The 19,916-nt window shown below is 54.1% G+C and carries 17 protein-coding genes; 13 read left to right on the forward strand and 4 right to left on the reverse strand.

Translation table 11 applies throughout. The features are described from left to right. Positions 1-32 precede the first annotated feature (32 nt). On the reverse strand, positions 33-611 hold the full coding sequence (locus tag ACYAC5_RS04950) for a lipoprotein (protein WP_007886975.1): 579 nt from the start codon (positions 609-611) through the stop codon (positions 33-35). Between the two features lie 267 nt (positions 612-878). Here ACYAC5_RS04950 and bolA point away from each other — a divergent pair, with 267 nt between their 5' ends. The 9 genes from bolA (at position 879) to ACYAC5_RS04995 (ending at position 11,269) form a co-directional block, all read left to right on the forward strand. After that, positions 879-1,193 (forward strand): transcriptional regulator BolA, encoded by a 315-nt coding sequence (gene bolA / locus ACYAC5_RS04955; protein ID WP_008103937.1) that lies wholly within the window; start codon positions 879-881, stop codon positions 1,191-1,193. A 302-nt stretch (positions 1,194-1,495) separates the two neighbouring features. After that, a complete protein-coding gene (gene tig / locus ACYAC5_RS04960; protein ID WP_008103935.1) occupies positions 1,496-2,800 on the forward strand; it encodes a trigger factor in 1,305 nt (434 codons plus the stop codon). A 335-nt stretch (positions 2,801-3,135) separates the two neighbouring features. Next, complete coding sequence (gene clpP / locus ACYAC5_RS04965; protein WP_007886971.1) at positions 3,136-3,759, forward strand: ATP-dependent Clp endopeptidase proteolytic subunit ClpP; 624 nt, start codon at positions 3,136-3,138, stop codon at positions 3,757-3,759. 129 nt (positions 3,760-3,888) lie between these two features. Further along, positions 3,889-5,160 (forward strand): ATP-dependent protease ATP-binding subunit ClpX, encoded by a 1,272-nt coding sequence (gene clpX / locus ACYAC5_RS04970; RefSeq protein ID WP_008103932.1) that lies wholly within the window; start codon positions 3,889-3,891, stop codon positions 5,158-5,160. A gap of 188 nt (positions 5,161-5,348) precedes the next feature. Continuing rightward, the gene (gene lon / locus ACYAC5_RS04975) at positions 5,349-7,703 is read left to right on the forward strand and encodes an endopeptidase La (protein WP_462062503.1); all 2,355 of its coding nucleotides are present in this window, start codon (positions 5,349-5,351) and stop codon (positions 7,701-7,703) included. 213 nt (positions 7,704-7,916) lie between these two features. Next, complete coding sequence (hupB, locus tag ACYAC5_RS04980) at positions 7,917-8,189, forward strand: nucleoid-associated protein HU-beta (RefSeq protein WP_036648244.1); 273 nt, start codon at positions 7,917-7,919, stop codon at positions 8,187-8,189. Positions 8,190-8,426: 237 nt separating this feature from the next. Continuing rightward, positions 8,427-10,295 carry a peptidylprolyl isomerase gene (gene ppiD / locus ACYAC5_RS04985; protein WP_110867834.1) on the forward strand — a complete coding sequence of 623 codons (1,869 nt, stop codon included), beginning with the start codon at positions 8,427-8,429 and terminating at the stop codon, positions 10,293-10,295. A gap of 140 nt (positions 10,296-10,435) precedes the next feature. Further along, positions 10,436-10,759: a ComEA family DNA-binding protein gene (locus tag ACYAC5_RS04990; protein ID WP_101762421.1), complete on the forward strand. Its 324-nt coding sequence runs from the start codon at positions 10,436-10,438 to the stop codon at positions 10,757-10,759. A 102-nt stretch (positions 10,760-10,861) separates the two neighbouring features. Next, the gene (locus tag ACYAC5_RS04995; protein ID WP_101762420.1) at positions 10,862-11,269 is read left to right on the forward strand and encodes an acyl-CoA thioesterase; all 408 of its coding nucleotides are present in this window, start codon (positions 10,862-10,864) and stop codon (positions 11,267-11,269) included. 37 nt (positions 11,270-11,306) lie between these two features. On the opposite strand, the gene queC is transcribed toward ACYAC5_RS04995, so the two are convergent. After that, positions 11,307-12,002, reverse strand: a complete 696-nt coding sequence (gene queC, locus ACYAC5_RS05000; RefSeq protein WP_101762419.1) for a 7-cyano-7-deazaguanine synthase QueC — start codon at positions 12,000-12,002, stop codon at positions 11,307-11,309. Between the two features lie 26 nt (positions 12,003-12,028). After that, positions 12,029-13,744, reverse strand: coding sequence for an SgrR family transcriptional regulator (locus ACYAC5_RS05005; RefSeq protein WP_192236705.1), 1,716 nt, complete (start codon positions 13,742-13,744; stop codon positions 12,029-12,031). A 93-nt stretch (positions 13,745-13,837) separates the two neighbouring features. Between ACYAC5_RS05005 and cof the strand changes: the two genes are divergently transcribed. Continuing rightward, entirely contained in the window at positions 13,838-14,659 is an 822-nt protein-coding gene (gene cof / locus ACYAC5_RS05010) for an HMP-PP phosphatase (RefSeq protein WP_462062506.1), read from the forward strand. Between the two features lie 34 nt (positions 14,660-14,693). Here cof and ACYAC5_RS05015 read toward each other — a convergent pair whose 3' ends face one another. Then, positions 14,694-15,728, reverse strand: coding sequence for a PLP-dependent cysteine synthase family protein (locus tag ACYAC5_RS05015; protein WP_217547376.1), 1,035 nt, complete (start codon positions 15,726-15,728; stop codon positions 14,694-14,696). Between the two features lie 115 nt (positions 15,729-15,843). Here ACYAC5_RS05015 and ACYAC5_RS05020 point away from each other — a divergent pair, with 115 nt between their 5' ends. Genes ACYAC5_RS05020 through ACYAC5_RS05030 form a run of 3 tightly spaced genes read left to right on the forward strand, consistent with a single transcriptional unit; the run spans position 15,844 to position 19,866 of the window. After that, the gene (locus tag ACYAC5_RS05020; RefSeq protein WP_137385279.1) at positions 15,844-16,305 is read left to right on the forward strand and encodes an Lrp/AsnC family transcriptional regulator; all 462 of its coding nucleotides are present in this window, start codon (positions 15,844-15,846) and stop codon (positions 16,303-16,305) included. Positions 16,306-16,328: 23 nt separating this feature from the next. Then, positions 16,329-18,098: a SmdA family multidrug ABC transporter permease/ATP-binding protein gene (locus tag ACYAC5_RS05025; RefSeq protein WP_277974597.1), complete on the forward strand. Its 1,770-nt coding sequence runs from the start codon at positions 16,329-16,331 to the stop codon at positions 18,096-18,098. Continuing rightward, complete coding sequence (locus ACYAC5_RS05030) at positions 18,091-19,866, forward strand: SmdB family multidrug efflux ABC transporter permease/ATP-binding protein (protein ID WP_309835684.1); 1,776 nt, start codon at positions 18,091-18,093, stop codon at positions 19,864-19,866. The genes ACYAC5_RS05025 and ACYAC5_RS05030 overlap by 8 nt, the downstream gene beginning before the upstream one ends. The last annotated feature ends 50 nt before the right edge of the window (positions 19,867-19,916 follow it).

Below are 19,916 nucleotides of genomic sequence, written 5' to 3' on the forward strand. Positions count from 1 at the left end.
GCTGAGAGTCGCCGGGCAAAATACTGCGGAAATTAGCGGGCGTTCTGCTTAATGAAGTTGTGAACGCTGGTGTCCTGCGCCATATCAGCAATCACGTCACTCAGGGTTGAGTTAACCGCGTTGGTGATCTTCGCGTTGGTGGCGGTAAACGCGCCTTCTACGCTGTAAGTCTGGCGATAGTTTTTCACCTGCTTGTTACCGTTTTTCGCGGTGGCGATGATGGAGATATCCGCCTTGGTGGTAATGCTGTAGCGTACGTTGCCTTGAGTCACATCCGCATACAGACCATTCACCACGATCTGCAGATCAACGGCACCGCTTGGGCCGATCATATAGCCGCGTGACGTCATCTGCTTCTCTAACACTTCCTGCAGCAGGAAGCGCAGATCGCGTGATGGTGTCAGCGTGATCAACTGACCGTCGCGGTTTACTTTGGCCAGCGCCTGATCGGAACGTTGATCGGCACCGTTAACGCTGATGGTGACGCCCATCAGGCTTGGATCTTGCTGCGGTAATTGAATCTTCGGCTGAATATCCAATGTGGTGTTGTTGCTGGCACAGCCGGCCAAAATAAAAGCAGCCAGCAGAGGGAATAACAGTTTTTTCAACATACTCATTCTCGTTAGCATATGGGTTGGTTTGCAAAACTGCGGCCATCATAGCATTGCGCAGCGGTGAAAAAAGCCCCGGGCCAATGGAAATTGATTGTAAAGGCTTTTTTCGGACAGGATGAAACGCCAGCCAGTTGACCTGAGAGATAAGCAAGTTACTATGCGCAGCGCTGGCGGATTTATTTACGGCCAACCTGCGGAAGCGGTGAAAAACCTACTAATATTTAAACAGATGGGCACAGCGCTCGCCGGAAAGGAGTGTTAATCATGATTCGCGAACAAATAGAAGAAAAGTTGCGTAACGCTTTCGAGCCTGCACATCTTGAAGTGCATGATGAAAGCTACCGTCATAACGTGCCCGCCGGTTCTGAAAGTCACTTTAAAGTGGTGATTGTCAGCGATCGATTTACCGGTCAGCGCTTTCTGCAACGTCATCGCGCTATTTATGGCGAACTGGCAACCGAATTAGCGGGCAGCGTACACGCGCTGGCACTGCATACCTACACGCAAAAAGAGTGGGATGGATTACAGGATACGGTTTTGGCCTCGCCGAATTGTCGCGGCGCGGGAACGCTCGCCTGAATTCCCTTTTTACTCATCCTTAAAAACGGCCTGCGGGCCGTTTTCTTTTCATTTATTACACTCAAACGCGATCTACGGCGCAAAAAAGCAGCAAAACCGCTAAAAAGTGGTGAGTTTGCAGCCTCGACTCATTCCAGCGATGCCGCTATAATGCTGCGTCTATTTTTCCGGAATGTCTTCGGGACGCTTCTGGTGACAGGGATTTGGTTCTGCCTGCAGAGGCCGTCCCGGTTGTTGGATACGGCGCATTTTATGTGTGGTGTCTGAAGTTGACCGAGCACGTGATTTTTTGAGGTAACAAGATGACAGTTTCAGTAGAAACCACTCAGGGTCTGGGCCGTCGCATTTCGATTACTGTTGCAGCTGACAGCATCGAAAGCGCAGTGAAGAAAGAACTGGTGGAAGTGGCTAAGAAAGTCCGTATCGACGGTTTCCGTAAAGGCAAAGTGCCGGCACACATCATTTCTCAGCGCTACGGTGCTTCTGTTCGCCAGGACGTGCTGGGCGAGCTGATGACGCGCAACTTCGTTGACGCCATCATCAAAGAGAAAATCAATCCGGCTGGCGCACCAAACTATGTGCCGGGCGAATATAAAGAAGGCGAAGACTTCACCTACGCGGTTGAGTTCGAAGTGTATCCAGAAGTTGAGCTGAAAGGCCTGGATGCAATCGAAGTTGAGAAGCCAGTGGTAGAAGTGACTGACGCTGACGTTGATACCATGCTGGAAACCCTGCAGAAGCAGCAGGCGACCTGGAAAGAGAGCGATGCCGCAGCGACAGCTGAAGATCGCGCGACCATCGACTTCAGCGGTTCTGTTGACGGCGAAGAGTTTGAAGGCGGCAAAGCCTCTGACTTCGTGCTGGCAATGGGCCAGGGCCGTATGATCCCAGGCTTCGAAGAGGGCGTTGTTGGCCACAAAGCCGGCGAAACCTTCACTATCGACGTGAAATTCCCAGACGATTACCATGCAGAAAACCTGAAAGGGAAAGATGCGAAGTTCGAAATCGTGCTGAAGAAAGTTGAAACTCGCGAACTGCCAGAGCTGACTGAAGAGTTCATCAAGCGCTTTGGCGTGGAAGATGGTTCAGTTGCCGGTCTGCGTGCTGAAGTGCGTAAGAACATGGATCGCGAGCTGAAAGGTGCTATCCGTAACCGCGTCAAGACGCAGGCAATCGACGGTCTGGTTAACGCCAACGACATCGACGTCCCGGTTGCGCTGATCGACAGCGAAATTGACGTTCTGCGTCGTCAGGCTGCACAGCGTTTTGGTGGCAACGAGAAGCAAGCGCTGGAACTGCCACGCGAACTGTTCGAAGAGCAGGCTAAACGTCGCGTCGTTGTGGGTCTGCTGTTGGGCGAAGTGATTCGTATCAACGAACTGCAGGCTGACGAAGATCGCGTTAAAACGCTGATCGAAGAGATGGCTTCTGCGTACGAAGATCCGCAGGAAGTGATCGAGTTCTACAGCAAGAATAGCGAGCTGATGAACAACATGCGCAACGTGGCTCTGGAAGAGCAAGCGGTTGAAGCGGTACTGGCGAAAGCGAAAGTGACCGATAAAGCCACTAACTTCCAGGAACTGATGAACCAGACCTCTGCGGCCTGATTCATTCGTTAACCGTTAGTGCTAAGCCCGTGACTGAAAAGTCGCGGGCTTTTTCGTTTCTGGCGCCAAATACACCGATTTGCTCTCTATTTGCTTAATTAATCGGCAAATTATTCGCTAAGCTCTTTTTCCGTGTTAGCGAATGGGCAAAAGGTTGTTATGCTTGAAACAACTGGGCAGCATCCCCAGATATAGGGAGAATGCATGAAAACAGTGAGAATGACTGATTAACCGTCTTGTTACTGCGGAGTGAGACTGCAGCGCATAGTTTTCCCGGCGCGCCTCACGTAAAATCGGTACAGAATGTTGCCAATGAAATTTATCAGGAGACGGTAATGTCATACAGTGGCGATCGTGAATTTACTGCACCGCACATGGCGCTGGTGCCAATGGTGGTCGAACAAACCTCGCGCGGCGAGCGTTCTTACGACATCTACTCTCGCCTGCTCAAAGAGCGTGTGATCTTCCTGACTGGTCAGGTTGAAGATCATATGGCTAACCTGATCGTGGCGCAGATGCTGTTTCTGGAAGCTGAGAATCCTGAAAAAGACATTTACCTCTACATTAACTCGCCAGGCGGCGTGATTACTGCTGGGATGTCGATTTATGACACAATGAAGTTTATCAAGCCGGATGTCAGCACCATCTGTATGGGTCAGGCTTGTTCAATGGGTGCGTTCCTGCTGACAGCAGGCACCAAAGGCAAACGTTTCTGCCTGCCTAATTCACGTGTGATGATTCATCAGCCGTTGGGCGGCTATCAGGGCCAGGCGACGGATATCGAAATCCATGCGCGCGAAATCCTGAAAGTGAAGCAGCGCATGAATGAGCTGATGGCTGAGCACACTGGCAAATCGCTGGAAGAGATTGAACGCGACACTGAGCGCGATCGTTTCCTCTCTGCGGGCGAAGCGGTTGAGTACGGTTTGGTTGACTCAATCCTGACGCATCGCCAATAAGACACATCTGTCTGCCCCTTACGCTATAGTTAACGGGTAGCAGGCAGATGGGTTGAATGCATATCGGCCGTTGATGTACGGCCAGCGCCGTACAACAAATTTGGTCTGAGAAAGAAAAGAGGTTAGCTGATGACAGATAAGCGCAAAGACGGTTCAGGTAAGTTGCTGTACTGCTCTTTCTGCGGCAAAAGCCAGCATGAAGTCCGTAAGCTAATTGCCGGGCCGTCAGTGTACATTTGTGATGAGTGCGTTGATCTTTGCAACGACATCATTCGCGAAGAGATTAAGGAAGTTGCGCCGCACCGCGAGCGTAGCTCACTGCCGACGCCGCATGAAATCCGCCATCACCTTGATGACTATGTTATTGGTCAGGAAAGGGCGAAGAAAGTGCTGGCAGTAGCGGTGTATAACCACTACAAACGCCTGCGCAATGGCGATACCAGCAACGGTATTGAACTGGGCAAAAGTAACATTTTGCTTATCGGTCCAACCGGTAGCGGTAAAACATTGTTGGCAGAAACGCTGGCGCGCTTGCTGGATGTGCCCTTCACGATGGCGGATGCCACCACGCTGACCGAAGCGGGTTATGTGGGTGAAGACGTTGAAAACATCATCCAGAAGCTGCTGCAGAAGTGTGATTACGACGTGCAGAAAGCGCAGCGCGGCATTGTCTATATTGATGAAATCGACAAGATTTCTCGTAAGTCTGACAACCCGTCTATCACCCGTGACGTCTCGGGCGAAGGCGTACAGCAAGCGCTGTTGAAACTGATTGAAGGCACCGTGGCTGCCGTACCGCCGCAGGGCGGACGTAAACATCCGCAGCAGGAGTTTTTGCAGGTTGATACCTCCAAGATTCTGTTTATCTGTGGTGGCGCATTCGCCGGTCTCGATAAGGTGATTTCCCAGCGTGTTGAAACCGGGTCCGGCATCGGCTTCGGCGCAACCGTGAAGGGCAAATCCCAGAAGGCGAGTGAAGGCGAATTGCTGTCGCAGGTTGAGCCAGAAGATTTGATCAAGTTTGGCCTGATTCCTGAGTTCATCGGTCGTTTGCCGGTTGTGGCAACGCTGAGCGAACTGAGTGAAGAAGCGCTGATTCAGATCCTGCGTGAGCCGAAGAATGCGCTGACCAAACAGTATCAGGCGCTGTTCAATCTGGAAGGCGTAGAACTGGAATTCCGCGACGAAGCCTTAACGGCAATCGCTAAAAAAGCGATGTCACGTAAAACCGGTGCGCGTGGTCTGCGTTCTATCGTTGAAGGTGCGTTACTTGAAACTATGTACGACCTGCCTTCGATGGATGACGTTGAAAAAGTGGTGATTGATGAATCAGTCATTGAAGGTCAATCCGAGCCGATGTTGATTTATGGAAAGCATGAAGCCCAGGCTTCTGGTGAATAAATAAACAATTGCACCACGTTGTTATCTTAAAAAAGGGGAAAAATCTTTCCCCTTTTGTTTTTCTCTCGCCAGTGACATTGAATGTCGTACAAGCATCCCCATATACTCAATATCCTGTGGGTTTAACTGCAAAACCTCTATTGCGCGGTACCCATCACCTGGCGGACATTAAACTAAGAGAGAGCTCTATGAATCCTGAGCGTTCTGAACGCATTGAAATCCCCGTGTTGCCGTTGCGCGACGTGGTGGTTTATCCGCACATGGTAATTCCGTTGTTTGTTGGCCGGGAAAAATCGATTCGGTGCCTCGAAGCCGCGATGGATCATGATAAAAAGATCATGCTGGTTGCACAGAAAGAGGCTTCAACGGATGAACCTGGCATTAACGATCTCTTCTCAGTAGGGACCGTCGCTTCTGTATTGCAGATGCTGAAACTTCCAGACGGCACGGTAAAAGTGCTGGTCGAAGGTTTACAGCGCGCGCACATCACCACGCTGGCTGATAATGGCGACCATTTTGTTGCCCAGGCCGAATACCTTGTCTCGCCAGAAATTGAAGAGCGCGAGCAGGAAGTGCTGGTGCGCACGGCCATCAACCAGTTCGAAGGCTACATCAAGCTCAATAAAAAAATCCCACCTGAGGTCTTAACCTCCCTCAACAGCATCGACGATGCGGCCCGTCTGGCCGATACCGTCGCAGCGCATATGCCGCTGAAACTGGCTGATAAACAGTCCGTGCTGGAGATGTCCGACGTCAATGAACGTCTGGAATATCTGATGGCGATGATGGAATCAGAAATCGATCTGCTGCAGGTTGAGAAGCGCATTCGCAACCGCGTTAAAAAGCAGATGGAAAAAAGCCAGCGTGAGTACTATCTGAATGAGCAAATGAAAGCCATTCAGAAAGAGCTGGGCGAAATGGATGATGCGCCGGATGAGTACGAGGCGCTGAAACGTAAGATTGAAGCGGCCAAAATGCCGGCCGAAGCGCGTGAAAAAGCCGAAGCTGAGCTGCAGAAGCTGAAGATGATGTCGCCGATGTCTGCAGAAGCGACCGTGGTGCGTGGCTACATCGACTGGATGGTTCAGGTTCCGTGGGTGGCGCGCAGCAAGGTGAAAAAAGACCTGCGTAAAGCGCAGGAAACGCTGGATATCGATCATTACGGTCTGGAGCGCGTCAAAGATCGCATCCTTGAGTATCTTGCGGTGCAGAGTCGCGTTAGCAAAATCAAAGGCCCAATTCTGTGCCTCGTTGGACCGCCGGGCGTGGGTAAAACCTCGCTGGGACAGTCGATTGCTAAGGCCACCGGACGTAAATACGTGCGTATGGCGCTGGGTGGCGTGCGTGATGAAGCGGAAATCCGCGGACATCGTCGTACCTACATCGGTTCTATGCCTGGCAAGTTGATCCAGAAAATGGCGAAAGTGGGCGTCAAAAACCCGCTGTTCCTGCTGGATGAGATCGACAAAATGTCTTCTGACATGCGTGGCGATCCGGCTTCAGCGCTGCTTGAGGTGCTGGATCCTGAGCAGAACATCGCGTTTAACGATCACTATCTGGAAGTGGATTACGATCTCTCTGACGTTATGTTCGTGGCGACCTCAAACTCCATGAACATCCCAGCACCGTTGCTTGACCGTATGGAAGTGATTCGTCTCTCCGGTTACACCGAAGATGAAAAGCTGAACATCGCGAAGCAACATTTGCTGCCGAAGCAGATTGAACGTAATGCGCTGAAAGAGAAAGAGATCACCGTCGACGACAGCGCGATTGTTGGCATCATCCGCTACTACACGCGTGAAGCGGGCGTGCGTAGTCTGGAGCGCGAACTCTCCAAGCTGTGCCGTAAAGCAGTGAAGGCGCTGCTGATGGATAAGTCGAAAAAGCACATCGTGATCAATGGCGATAATCTCAAGGATTTCCTTGGCGTGCAGCGCTTTGATTATGGTCGCGCAGAGAGCGAAAGCCGTGTGGGTCAGGTGACCGGACTGGCGTGGACGGAAGTGGGCGGCGATCTGCTGACCATTGAAACCGCCTGCGTACCAGGTAAAGGCAAGCTGATGTACACCGGTTCGCTGGGCGAAGTGATGCAGGAATCGATTCAGGCAGCGCTGACTGTGGTGCGCGCGCGCGCAGAGAAACTGGGCATCAACGGTGATTTCTACGAGAAACGCGACATCCACGTGCACGTACCAGAAGGTGCGACGCCGAAAGATGGCCCGAGCGCCGGTATCGCTATGTGCACCGCGCTGGTGTCTTGCTTAACCGGTAACCCGGTGCGTTCTGATGTCGCAATGACCGGTGAAATCACCCTGCGTGGTCTGGTTCTGCCGATTGGTGGCCTGAAAGAGAAGTTGCTGGCGGCACACCGTGGCGGCATCAAAACCGTGCTGATCCCAGACGAAAACAAGCGCGATCTGGAGGATATTCCCCAGAACGTGATTGCCGATCTCGAGATTCATCCGGTGAAGCGTATTGAAGAAGTGCTGAACCTGGCACTGGAAAATGCGCCTTACGGCATGCAGGTTGCGACCGCAAAATAGTGATTAGCGGCATAAACCGCTAAAAAGCGAAGCTGGCAGGCAAAATGGTGCTTGCCAGCTTTTTTTTGTGCCGCTAACTTAGTGGGCTGCTGGATCAACGATTAAGATGAATACCGTTGTTTCAGCTCCACAGGCTTGATATAACTGGCTGCGCGTTCGCACCGGGCGGGAAGCACGGGTGCGATGTGAATAATAAAAGAGGGGATGAAGAGAGTGAATAAGTCACAGTTGATCGACAAAATTGCTGCAGATGCTGACATTTCTAAAGCGGCAGCGGGACGTGTTTTAGATGCATTCATGGACTCCGTTACCGAAGCTCTGAAGGGCGGTGATGAAGTAGCACTGGTTGGTTTCGGTACTTTCTCTGTACGTGAGCGTGCAGCTCGTACAGGCCGTAACCCACAAACGGGTAAAGAGCTGACCATTCCGGCTGGTAAAGTTCCGGGCTTCCGTGCTGGTAAAGCACTGAAAGATTCCGTCAATTAATGACCGCTGATACATCCATTGAAGCATTTTCTTCCGTGGATTGAGGACGCAAAAGCCGTTCTCATGTAACATACGGGCACATCATTTTTGATGTGCCTTTTTTATTCTTGATGCGCGGCGATAGCCTTTGGTTGTTGTCTCCGCATGGTTGCCAACTGCCAGCCTGAACAGCAGTTGCACGATGATGACATCGTGTTAGAGCTTTACATTCACACTACAGCGGAGTGTTGTCATACCATGATGGACAATTTACGCGCGGCGTCGAATCATGTCGTGCTCAAGATTATTCTGGGATTGATCATCCTGTCTTTCGTACTCACCGGGGTGGGCAACTACCTGATCGGTGGCGGCGGTGATTATGCTGCCAAAGTTAACGGCCACGAGATCAGCCGTGCAGAGCTGGAGCAGGGTTATAACAACGAGCGCAATCGTCAGCAGCAGATGCTGGGCGATCAGTTCTCGCAGTTAGCCAGCAACGAAGGCTACATGCAGCAGATGCGCCAGCAGGCGCTGTCGCAGTTGATCGATCAGGCGTTACTTGATCAGTACATCAAAGATCTGCACATCGGCATCAGCGATGATCAGGTGAAACAGGCGATCTTCAATCAGAAAGCTTTCCAGACCAACGGTAAATTCGACAACGCCAAATACAGCGGCCTGATCACCAGCATGGGCTTCACTGCCGATCAGTATGCCGAAGCGCTGCGCAAGCAGCTGGCGACGCAGCAGCTGATTAACGCAATTGCTAACACCGATTTCATGTTAAAAGGCGAAACCAGCAAACTGGTGGATCTGGTGTCTCAGCAGCGTGAAGTGCGTCAGGCGGTGATTGATGTCAACGCGCTGGCGGCTAAGCAGACGGTCAGCGACGACGAAGTCAGCCAATATTACCAGCAGCATCAGAATAGCTTCATGGCGCCTGAACAGTTCCGCGTGAGCTACATCAAAATGGATGCCGCTAGTATGCAGGAAACGGCCAGCGAAGCGGACATTCAGAGCTGGTACGATCAACATAAAGCGGATTATTCACAGCCACAGCGTAATCGCTACAGCGTGATCCAGACCAGGACGGAAGCTGACGCTAATGCCGTGGTTGACGCGCTGAAGAAAGGCGAAGATTTCGCTGCGCTGGCAAAAAGCAAATCCATCGACCCAATCTCAGCCCGCAAAGGCGGTGACATGGGTTGGCTTGAGCCGAGCACTACGCCAGACGAGCTGAAAAACGCCAATCTGACGCAGAAAGGTCAGCTTTCCGGCGCTATCAAATCGTCGGTTGGCTTCCTGGTGGTGCGTCTGGATGATATCCAGCCGGAGCAGGTTAAGCCGTTGGCCGATGTTCATGACATCGTTGCCGATAAAGTAAAACAAGAGAAAGCGGTTGATGCCTTCTACAAAATTCAGCAGAAAGTCAGCGAAGCAGCCAGCAACGACAACGAATCGTTGGCGGGCGCCGCGCAGGCTTCCGGCTTGAAAGTGGTAGAAACCAATTGGATCACCCGCGATAATCTGCCAGACGAGTTGAATTTCGATCAGGTTAAACAGGCGATCTTCAACGGTGGTCTGGTAGGCCAGAATGGTGCGCCGGGTAACAACTCCGACATCATCTCTGTGGATGGCGATCGTGCCTTTGTCCTGCGTATCAGTGAGCACAAACCGGAAGCGGTGAAGCCGCTGGATCAGGTAAAAGCACAGATCGTAGACTCGCTGAAGCATGATAAAGCGACGCAGCAGGCGAAAGCACAAGCAGATAAGCTGCTGGCCGATTTGAAAGCCGGTAAAGCGGATGCACTGAAGGCTGCAGGCCTGACGCTCAGCGCCAGCAAATCGTTCGATCGCAACGCGCAGGATCCTGTTGCTCAGTCGGCCTTCAATCTGCCACAACCTGCCGACAATAAACCGTCGTGGGGCGTGAGCGAAGATATGCAGGGCAATGTGGTGCTGATCGCGCTGGATAAAGTCAGCGCGGGCAACATGCCGCAGGCGCAGATCGATGAGATGGTAAAAGGCGTAACGCAGAATAACGCGCAAATCGCCTTTGAAGCGCTGCTGGAAAACCTGCGTAAAGAGGCGAAGATTAAGTACGGCGCCGCAGCACAAAACCAGTAAGCCTCACAAAAAAAGTTAAATCACTGCAATACCCGAAAGGCCGCTTATGCGGCCTTTTCCATTTCTGTAATTGCCCTTTTGAGCGTTGAATTGAGCTGTGACACCCTGCTGTTGCTGTCAAACACAAGGAGAAACACAGCATGGTTAAATCAACGTTTCAAGCCCTATGCATTACGCTGGCGCTGGGCGGCGCAGTTTATACCACCGGACTGGCGGCTGCCGAAAGTCCCAGTGAAACGCAGGCGACGCAAGTCTCCACGCCACAGGAAGGACAGGTCAGCATCAATTCAGCCACCGCCGAACAACTGGCGGCGGGTATGAACGGTATCGGGCTGAAGAAGGCGCAGGCGATTGTCAGTTATCGCGAACAATACGGGCCCTTTACCGCCATTGAACAGCTCAAGGAGGTGCCGGGCATTGGTAGCGCCCTGATTGAGCGCAACAGCGCCCGGCTTAAACTGTGAAGCGTCTCGCGACTTTGAAGGATTGAAAAAGCCCGGATTCAGGCTGTGCTATGCTCAGCAGGTCTTACCAGTTGTCATTCTCAGCCTGAACAAGGAGCAACAATGCAAACCACAATTAAAGTGCGCGGTTATCATCTGGATGTTTATCAGCACGTGAATAACGCGCGCTATCTGGAATTTCTGGAAGAGGCGCGCTGGCAGTGGCTGGAGGATGTCGATGCGTTTCATTGGCTGATGGAGCAGCAACTGGCGTTTGTGGTGGTGAATATCAACATCAACTATCGTCGTCCGGCGGTATTGGGCGACGTACTGAATATTGAAAGTGAAGTGTCACAGCTCAGCGGTAAAAGTGGCATCATTGCGCAGCGTGTCTTGCTGGCCAGTGATAATTCGGTGGTGGCCGATGCCGCGCTGACCTTTGTCTGTATCGATTTGCGCACGCAAAAAGCGGTGCCGATGGAAGGGGAGTTGCGCGAGCGTCTGATGTCATTGATGGTGGAAAATGAATAACTGGCGCCGATGACGCCAGTTTACCCTGCGGCCTGAATCAGTTGAGGCCGCTTTTTTGTTTCATCGCTGCCATCACCGCCGGCGCGTTCGCCTGATAATCTGCCAGGCCACGGGCGCGTAAATGGCAGGCCGCGCATTCGCCACAGCCATCACCTTTTACGCCGTTGTAGCAGGTAAGCGTTTCAGCGCGTACCAGCGGCAGCTGCTGCCAGTAATCGGCCAGCGCCCAGGTTTCCGCTTTATTCAGCCACATCAGCGGCGTCTCAAAGCGAATATTGCGCGCCATGCCGAGGCTGACGGCGTTATTCAGTGCTTTAACAAACTCATCACGGCAATCCGGGTAGCCGGAGAAATCGGTTTCGCACACGCCGGTGATCACCGCTTCGGCTTCGACCTGATAGGCATAAATCGATGCCAGCGTCAGGAACAGGATATTGCGGCCCGGTACAAAGGTACTCGGCAAACCGCTGGCATTGGGATCATAGGTTGGCACCGGAATGTTGTCGCGCGTCAGGCTGCTGACGGCTAACTCGTTGAGCAGCGTAACGTCCAGCACTTTGTGCGCGCGCGCGCCCAGCTTGTGCGACAGCTCAGCCGCAACCTCGATCTCTTCACGATGGCGTTGGCCGTAATCAAAAGTAACGCAATGCACTTCATCATAGTGTTGCAGCGCCTGAATTAAACAGGTGGTGGAGTCTTGTCCGCCACTGAATACCACAACGGCTCGTTTCATTTTTTCTTCCCCAAAAATCAGTGCGCTTATGGTACTGGCTCGGACGCAGGCTGAACAGCGCTAGCTGTGGTTGGCGGCGGAATCCAGGCGCGGGTGAAATCAAACCATCCCAAACTATTAAGCTGGATGCCCTCCACGCCGGGCGGCGCAAAAACCTGATAGCGATAGTTAAACAGCGGCAGTAAGTGGCCATCGCACATCAGCTGCTGAAACAGTTGCTGAGTCAATTCACTGCGCTGCAGTGCATCAGGTTGTTGGGCAATCGCGCTCAGTGGCGTTTGCAGAACCTGTTCGCGCAGCGGCTGCCAGACCGGATCGTTCTCCAGCCAGTTCACCAGCGTAAACAGCGGTGCATCGCCAATCAGTCGATCGCCCATCACCACATCGGCCTCACTGAGATCGCTATCGTCACGCCAGCTTTTTACGTCATGGAAGATGCAGGTGAGGGCGCAGCCGTGTTGCGCCAGCAGTGGAATCAACGCCTGTGCCATCACATGCAGTTCGACCGGCAAGTGGTAATGCAGCGTTAATGTGGGTGGCAGTGCAATCGTCTCTCTTTCGGCGCGCGGTACTGGCCAGCCAGGCAGCAGCTCATGGCTCGGTGTGATTAAACCCTCATCCAGCGGCAGTTGCTGAATCACACCGCTGCGCTGAATCAGGGCAATCAGCGATTGGGCCTGTTCGGCACTGAAGTTTGCCGAGATGCGTGGCGCCAGATAGCAAAATCCCAGGCTGATACTGCGATCAACCGGACGTAGCGAGCCGAGTTCGTCAGGATCGCCAATGGCGATTTGCACCGGATGGCTGCAGCTGGTGCCGAGATCACGATCAAACAGCTGCGGTGTGATCCAGTATTCCATCCGCTGGATCAGCGGGCGCTGCAAATGCCAGCGCGCATGGCTCTCCAGCCGCACCATCTCTGCGGTGAAATGCGTGAGTTTCCACGGCCCGCTACCGATATCGGCAAATTCAGGATGCGGTAACAGACAGAACTGATGCGCCAGCCGCTGCGGCAGCCAGTAATCGCTTTCACGCAGTTGAATATGTATCGCTAGCGGATGCGGCGCTTCAATCTGTTCAATCGCCGCCAGCAGCCGCGCACCGCGTGGCGAATGCCTGATCTGTTGCAGCTGCTCAACCAACTGTGCCGCCTGCACCGGTTCATCGTTGTGCCAGCTGAGCTGTGGGCGCAGCCAGAAATACCAGTCACGGCCGCTGGCATCATGCTGCCAATGGTGAGCGAGATCGCCTTCAACATCGTTATCGCGAAAGCGCGTTAACCCGGAGAAAACCTGGCGCGCCAGATGTTGCTCGGCACGTCCGGTCAGCTGCAGCGGACGCAACGGCTCCATCGCGCGGTAGTAAGGAATGCGCAGCACCGGCGATTGCTTCTGCCACTGACCGCCCATCAGTGGTCGCAGCAATTTTACTAATCGCTCGGGATGCAGATCGAGCACCTGCAGCGCCTGTACCGCCTCGCCGGCGTCGAGTTGCTGCGTTAACAACTGCTGGCGCAGCTGTTCCGGCGACACCAGGAAAGTTAGCTCACCCTGTTTGCCACGCCCGGATTCACCGCGCCACTGCAGCCAGCCGGCATCCTGCCACTGACGCAGCAGCGTGCGCAGATGGCGCTCGCTGCAAAAGCAGTGTTGCGCCATCGCAGCGACGCTAAGGCGTTGCGTTTCGCCGTGGCTGAGTTGCCACAGGCGCTGAAATTGATTGACCCGATGAAGTTCACGCATAGCTAAACCCGGAACAGTTTTTAAAAAGTATTCACTATTAGTTCCGTAATTACCAGGCGATAGTAGCTGCCTCACACAGACAGGAGAATTCGCATGGCTCGCCTCGCGGCATTTGATATGGACGGCACGCTGTTGCTGCCTTCGCACCGGTTAGGTAATGAAACGCTGGCAAGCCTGCATGCGTTGCATCAACGCGGCGTCACGTTGGCGTTTGCCACCGGGCGTCATCTCATGGATATGCAGCGAATACGCGAACAAATCACCTTGCCTGCGTGGCTGATTACCGGTAACGGTACGCGCATTCACGATTTGGAAGGCAACCAACTTTACGGCTGCGATTTATCGCCATCAGTGGCGGAAGAGGTGATTCATACGCATTGGCAAACGCCTGCCTCGATTCATGTTTTCAACGATGAGGGCTGGTTTACCGATAAGCCGCTGCTCGGCGCGCTGGAAGCGCATGCGATGAGTGGCTTCCATTATCAGCTGCGCGATTTGCGTCAGATGTCAGCGCATGAAGTCACGAAAATCTGTTTTATTGCGCCACATGAAATGTTGCAGGCGTTAAAAAGCGAATTGCAGGCCGCGTTGGGCGAGCGGGCCAACATTTGCTTCTCTGCGTGGGATTGTCTGGAGGTGTTGCCGGTCGATTGCCATAAAGGCGCGGCGTTGGGACGTTTGTGCCAGCATCTTTCGCTGTCGCTGGCGGATTGTATGGCGTTTGGCGATGCCATGAACGATCGCGAAATGCTGGAACGTGTTGGCAGCGGTTTCATTATGGGCAACGCCATGCATCAACTGAAAGCGTCGTTGCCCCATTTACCGATTATCGGACATTACGAGACACAGGCGGTGTCTCACTACCTTAATCACTGGATGACCACACCACACCTCGATTATTCCCCCGAATGCTGAGGCTTACAGTGAACCGGACAGGATGTCCGGTTTTTTATTGCAGCTCACGCACCCACGGCGCAATGTCGCCGATATTCTGCTCTACCCACTGCGCATTGTAATAGGTGTCGGGATAGCGCTCACCGCTGTCACACAGCAACGTCACCAGAGAACCCTGCTCGCCGTTTTCCCGCATGCGTTTTGCCACCTGCATCATGCCCCAGAAGTTGGTACCGGTTGAAGCGCCAGGGCGACGTCCCAGCACCTTTTCCAGCTGCAGCATTGCGGCGATAGTCGCGCCATCCGGCACTTTCATCATCTCGTCAATCACGTCGGGTAAAAACGACGGTTCCACGCGCGGACGACCAATGCCTTCAATCAGGCTACCGCGTTCGCTGCGCAGCGTTTTGTCGCGGCTCTGCCAGTAATCAAAGAACACTGAATGCTGCGGATCGACCACCAGCAGGCGCGTGTCATGGCCCTGATAGCGGATATAGCGGCCCAGCGTTGCCGAGGTGCCGCCGGTACCGGCGCTCATGATCACCGTATGCGGCACCGGGAAGGGTTCGTGCGACATCTGGCGGAAAATGCTTTCGGCAATATTGTTGTTGCCGCGCCAGTCGGTGGCGCGCTCGGCATAGGTGAACTGGTCCATAAAGTGGCCATTCAGTTCACGCGCTAAACGCTCGGATTCGCTGTACAGCTGGCAGGGATCGGCGACGAAATGGCACTCGCCACCGTAAAAACCAATCATCTCGATTTTGCGTTTCGCGGTGCTGGCGGGCATCACAGCGATAAAGGGCAAACCGAGCAAACGCGCGAAGTAAGCTTCCGATACCGCAGTACTGCCGGATGAGGCTTCAATGATCGGCGTATTTTCGTGGATCCAGCCATTCGCCAGGCCATAGAGAAACAGGGAACGCGCCAGTCGATGTTTTAAGCTGCCGCTGGGATGCGTGCTTTCATCCTTGAGATAGAAGTGAATGCCGGGATAATCATCCAGCTTAAAGCGGATCAGATGCGTATCCGCAGAGCGCTGAAAATCGGCGTTAATTTCATTGATGGCGTGGCGAACCCAGGGCGTTTGCATGTGGCATTTCCGTAATCATTATTGCGCACAGTGTAAGGCACTGGCAGGAAAAAGAGGTTGCTTTAATCACGGTATAATGGTGCGCTTAGAGAAAATTTTTCTCCGGGAGTGGCAAATGTTAGATAAAACTGACCGCGCTTTGCTGGCAATGCTGCAGCAGGATTGCACGTTGTCGCTGCAGACGTTGGCCGATGCGGTGAACCTCACAACCACGCCGTGCTGGAAACGCCTGAAAAAACTGGAAGATGATGGCATTATTCGTGCGCGTGTGGCGCTGGTGGACGGCGAAAAAATCGGTCTGTCACTTACCGCTTTTATGTTTGTCAAAACTCAGCAGCACAGCAGCGAGTGGTTTAAGCAATTTGTCGCCGTGGTGCAGCAAATGCCGGAAGTGATGGCGTTTTACCGCATGGCGGGCGAGTACGATTATTTGCTGCGCATTCAGGTCGCGGACATGAAGAGTTACGACAGCTTTTATAAGCGCCTGGTGAACGGCGTACCGGGACTGATAGATGTGACCTCCAGTTTTGCCATGGAAGAGATTAAATACACCACCGCCTTGCCGGTAGCGCCCTAACGGGCACAGAAAGAGACACGCTTGTGCAATTATTCAGCCAGTTAAGTTGGTATTTCCTGCGCGAGTGGCGGCGATATCTGGGCGCCGTCAGCTTGCTGATCGTTATTGCCTTACTGCAATTGCTGCCACCGCACGTGGTTGGCGTGATTGTCGACGGCGTCACCCAGCATAATTTAAGCGCCGGGCAGATCTTAATGTGGATCGGCGTGATGCTGGTGACGGCGGTGATTGTCTATCTGCTGCGCTACGTCTGGCGCGTGCTGTTGTTTGGCGCATCCTATCAATTAGCCGTTGAGCTACGTGAAGATTTCTATCGCCAGCTCAGCCGCCAGCATCCGGCATTTTATCTGCGCCATCGCACGGGCGATCTGATCGCCCGCGCCACCAATGATGTGGATCGCGTGGTGTTTGCCGCCGGTGAAGGCGTGCTGACGCTGGTGGATTCGCTGGTGATGGGATTGGTGGTGCTGATTGTGATGAGTACCCAAATTAGCTGGCAACTGACGTTACTGGCGCTGATCCCGATGCCAATTATGGCTTTCGCCATCCAGAAAGACGGTGCCCGCTTGCATCAACGTTTTAAAGTGGCGCAGGCGGCGTTTTCAAGCCTGAACGATCAAACCCAGGAAAGCCTGACCAGCATCCGTATGATCAAAGCATTTGGCCTCGAAGATCACCAGTCGCAGCAGTTTGCCGGCATCGCTGCTGATACCGGCAAGAAAAACCTGCATGTGGCGCGCGTGGATGCGCGATTCGATCCGATCATTTATATCGCCGTCGGCTTCTCTAACCTGCTGGCAATTGCCGGTGGCGGCTGGATGGTGTGGAACGGCAGTTTGACGCTTGGGCAGCTCACCAGCTTTGTGATGTACCTCGGTCTGATGATTTGGCCCATGCTGGCGCTGGCGTGGATGATCAACATCGTTGAGCGCGGCAGTGCGGCGTGGAGCCGTATCCGTTCATTGCTGGCGGAAGCGCCAGCGGTTGAAGATGGACAGAAAGTGTTACCGCCCGAACCTGGCATCCTGCAGGTCGCTATTCGTGAGTTCCGCTATCCGGCCAGCTCTGGCCCGGTGCTGAGCCATCTTAATTTCCAGTTAAAACCGGGCCAAATGCTGGGATTATGTGGGCCAACCGGCTGCGGCAAGAGCACGCTCCTAAGCTTGATTCAGCGCCACTTCGACATCGATCAAGGCGATATTCGCTACCACAATACACCGCTGCCGCAGTTGCGGCTCGATAGCTGGCGCAGCCGGCTGGCGGTCGTCAGCCAGACGCCTTTCCTGTTCTCTGACACCATTGCCGCCAATCTGGCGCTGGGTCGCCCGAATGCGACGCAGCAAGAGCTGGAGCGTGTGGCAACCATGGCCTGCGTGCACGATGATATTCTGCGCCTGCCACAAGGTTATGAGACCGAAGTGGGCGAACGCGGCGTGATGTTATCGGGCGGACAGAAGCAGCGCATCGCGATTGCACGCGCGCTGCTGCTGAATGCCGAAATCCTGATTCTGGATGATGCGCTGTCGGCGGTTGATGGCCGCACTGAACATGACATCCTGCATAACCTGCGTCAGTGGGGCAAAGGGCGCACCTTGATTATTAGCGCGCATCGTCTGTCGGCGCTTACCGAGGCCAGCGAAATTCTGGTGCTGCAGCACGGCGCCGTGACGCAGCGTGGCGATCATGACACCCTGGCGGCCAAAGAAGGCTGGTATCGCGATATGTACCGTTATCAGCAGCTGGAAGCCGCACTGGATGACGATGAAGTGGCAGAAGGAGCAAGCCGTGGCTAAATCACAACGTTTATGGCCGACGCTGAAACGACTGCTGGCGTATGGCAAACCGTGGCGTAAATCGCTGTGGCTGGCGGTCGGCATGCTGTGGATTGCGGCGGCAGCCGAAGTGACCGGACCGGTGCTGGTAAGCTACTTCATCGATAATCTGGTGGCGAAACATCAGATGCCGTGGGGCATCGTCGCGGGCCTGCTGGTTGGCTTTGTCCTGCTGCAATTGCTGGCCGCCGGTTTGCACTATTTTCAGGCGTTGCTGTTTAACCGCGCGGCGATTGGCGTGGTGCAGCAATTGCGCGTGGACGTGATGAACGCGGCGTTGCGCCAGCCGCTCAGCGCCTTCGATACGCAGCCGGTCGGCCAAATCATCTCGCGCGTCACCAATGACACCGAAGTGATCAAAGATCTCTACGTTACCGTGGTGGCCACAGTGTTGCGCGCCGCCGCGTTGATTGGCGCGATGCTGGTGGCGATGTTCTCCCTCGACTGGCGCATGGCGTTGGTAGCGATCGTGATTTTCCCGCTGGTGCTAACGGTGATGCTGATTTATCAGCGCTTTAGCACGCCGATTGCGCGTCGCGTGCGCAGCTATCTGGCGGACATCAACAACGGCTTCAATGAAGTGATCAACGGCATGAGCGTGATCCAGCAGTTCCGCCAGCAGGCGCGCTTTGGTGAACGCATGGGCGAAGCCAGCCGTTCACACTATCTGGCGCGTATGGAAACGCTGCGGCTGGATGGCTTTTTATTGCGCCCGTTGCTGAGTCTGTTTTCGGCGATGATTCTGTGCGGTTTGCTGATGCTGTTCAGCTTCGCCACGCCGGGCGTGTTTGAAGTCGGTGTGCTGTATGCCTTTATTACCTATCTTGGCCGCCTCAATGAACCGCTGATTGAACTCACCACGCAGCAGTCGATGCTGCAACAGGCGGTGGTGTCCGGCGAGCGTATCTTTGAACTGATGGATGCAGAACAGCAAGGTTACGGCAGCGATAGTCTGCCGCTGGCCTCCGGCAGCATCTCGCTGCGGGATGTGAGCTTTGCCTATCGCGATAATCGCGATGTGCTCAGCCACATCAATCTCGAAGTGCCGGCGCGTCATTTTGTTGCGCTGGTGGGGCACACCGGCAGCGGGAAAAGTACGCTGGCGAATCTGCTGATGGGCTATTACCCGGTGACACGCGGCAGTATCGAACTGGATGGTCGCCCGCTGCCGCAGCTGTCGCACGCCGCTTTACGTCAAAGCGTTGCGATGGTGCAACAGGATCCGGTGGTGCTGGCGGATTCGCTGCTGGCCAACGTGCGTTTGGGGCGCGATATCCCGGAAGATCAGGTGTGGCAGGCGCTGGAGACGGTGCAGCTGGCACCGCTGGCGCGCAGCATGGCGGACGGCATCCATACGCGTTTAGGCGAGCAGGGCAATAATCTGTCGGTTGGGCAGAAACAGTTGCTGGCGCTGGCGCGCGTGCTGGTGTCATTACCGCAAATCCTGATCCTCGACGAAGCCACGGCCAATATCGATTCCGGCACGGAACAGGCGATTCAGCAGGCGTTACGTGCACTACGCCAGCACAGCACGCTGGTGGTGATTGCGCATCGCCTTTCCACCATTACCGAAGCCGATCAGATCTTAGTGCTGCATCGCGGTCAGGTGGTGGAACGCGGTACGCATGCTGAGCTGCTGACCGAGCAGGGCCGTTACTGGCAGATGTATCAGCTGCAGCAGGCCGGCGATGAACTCGCGGCGGGCATCCCCGTACAAGCCGAAGGGTGAATTGCACCTTTTTTGCACAGTTTTATCGGAATGTTCTGTATTGATGCACT

The organism is Pantoea sp. y20, from assembly GCF_054903455.1.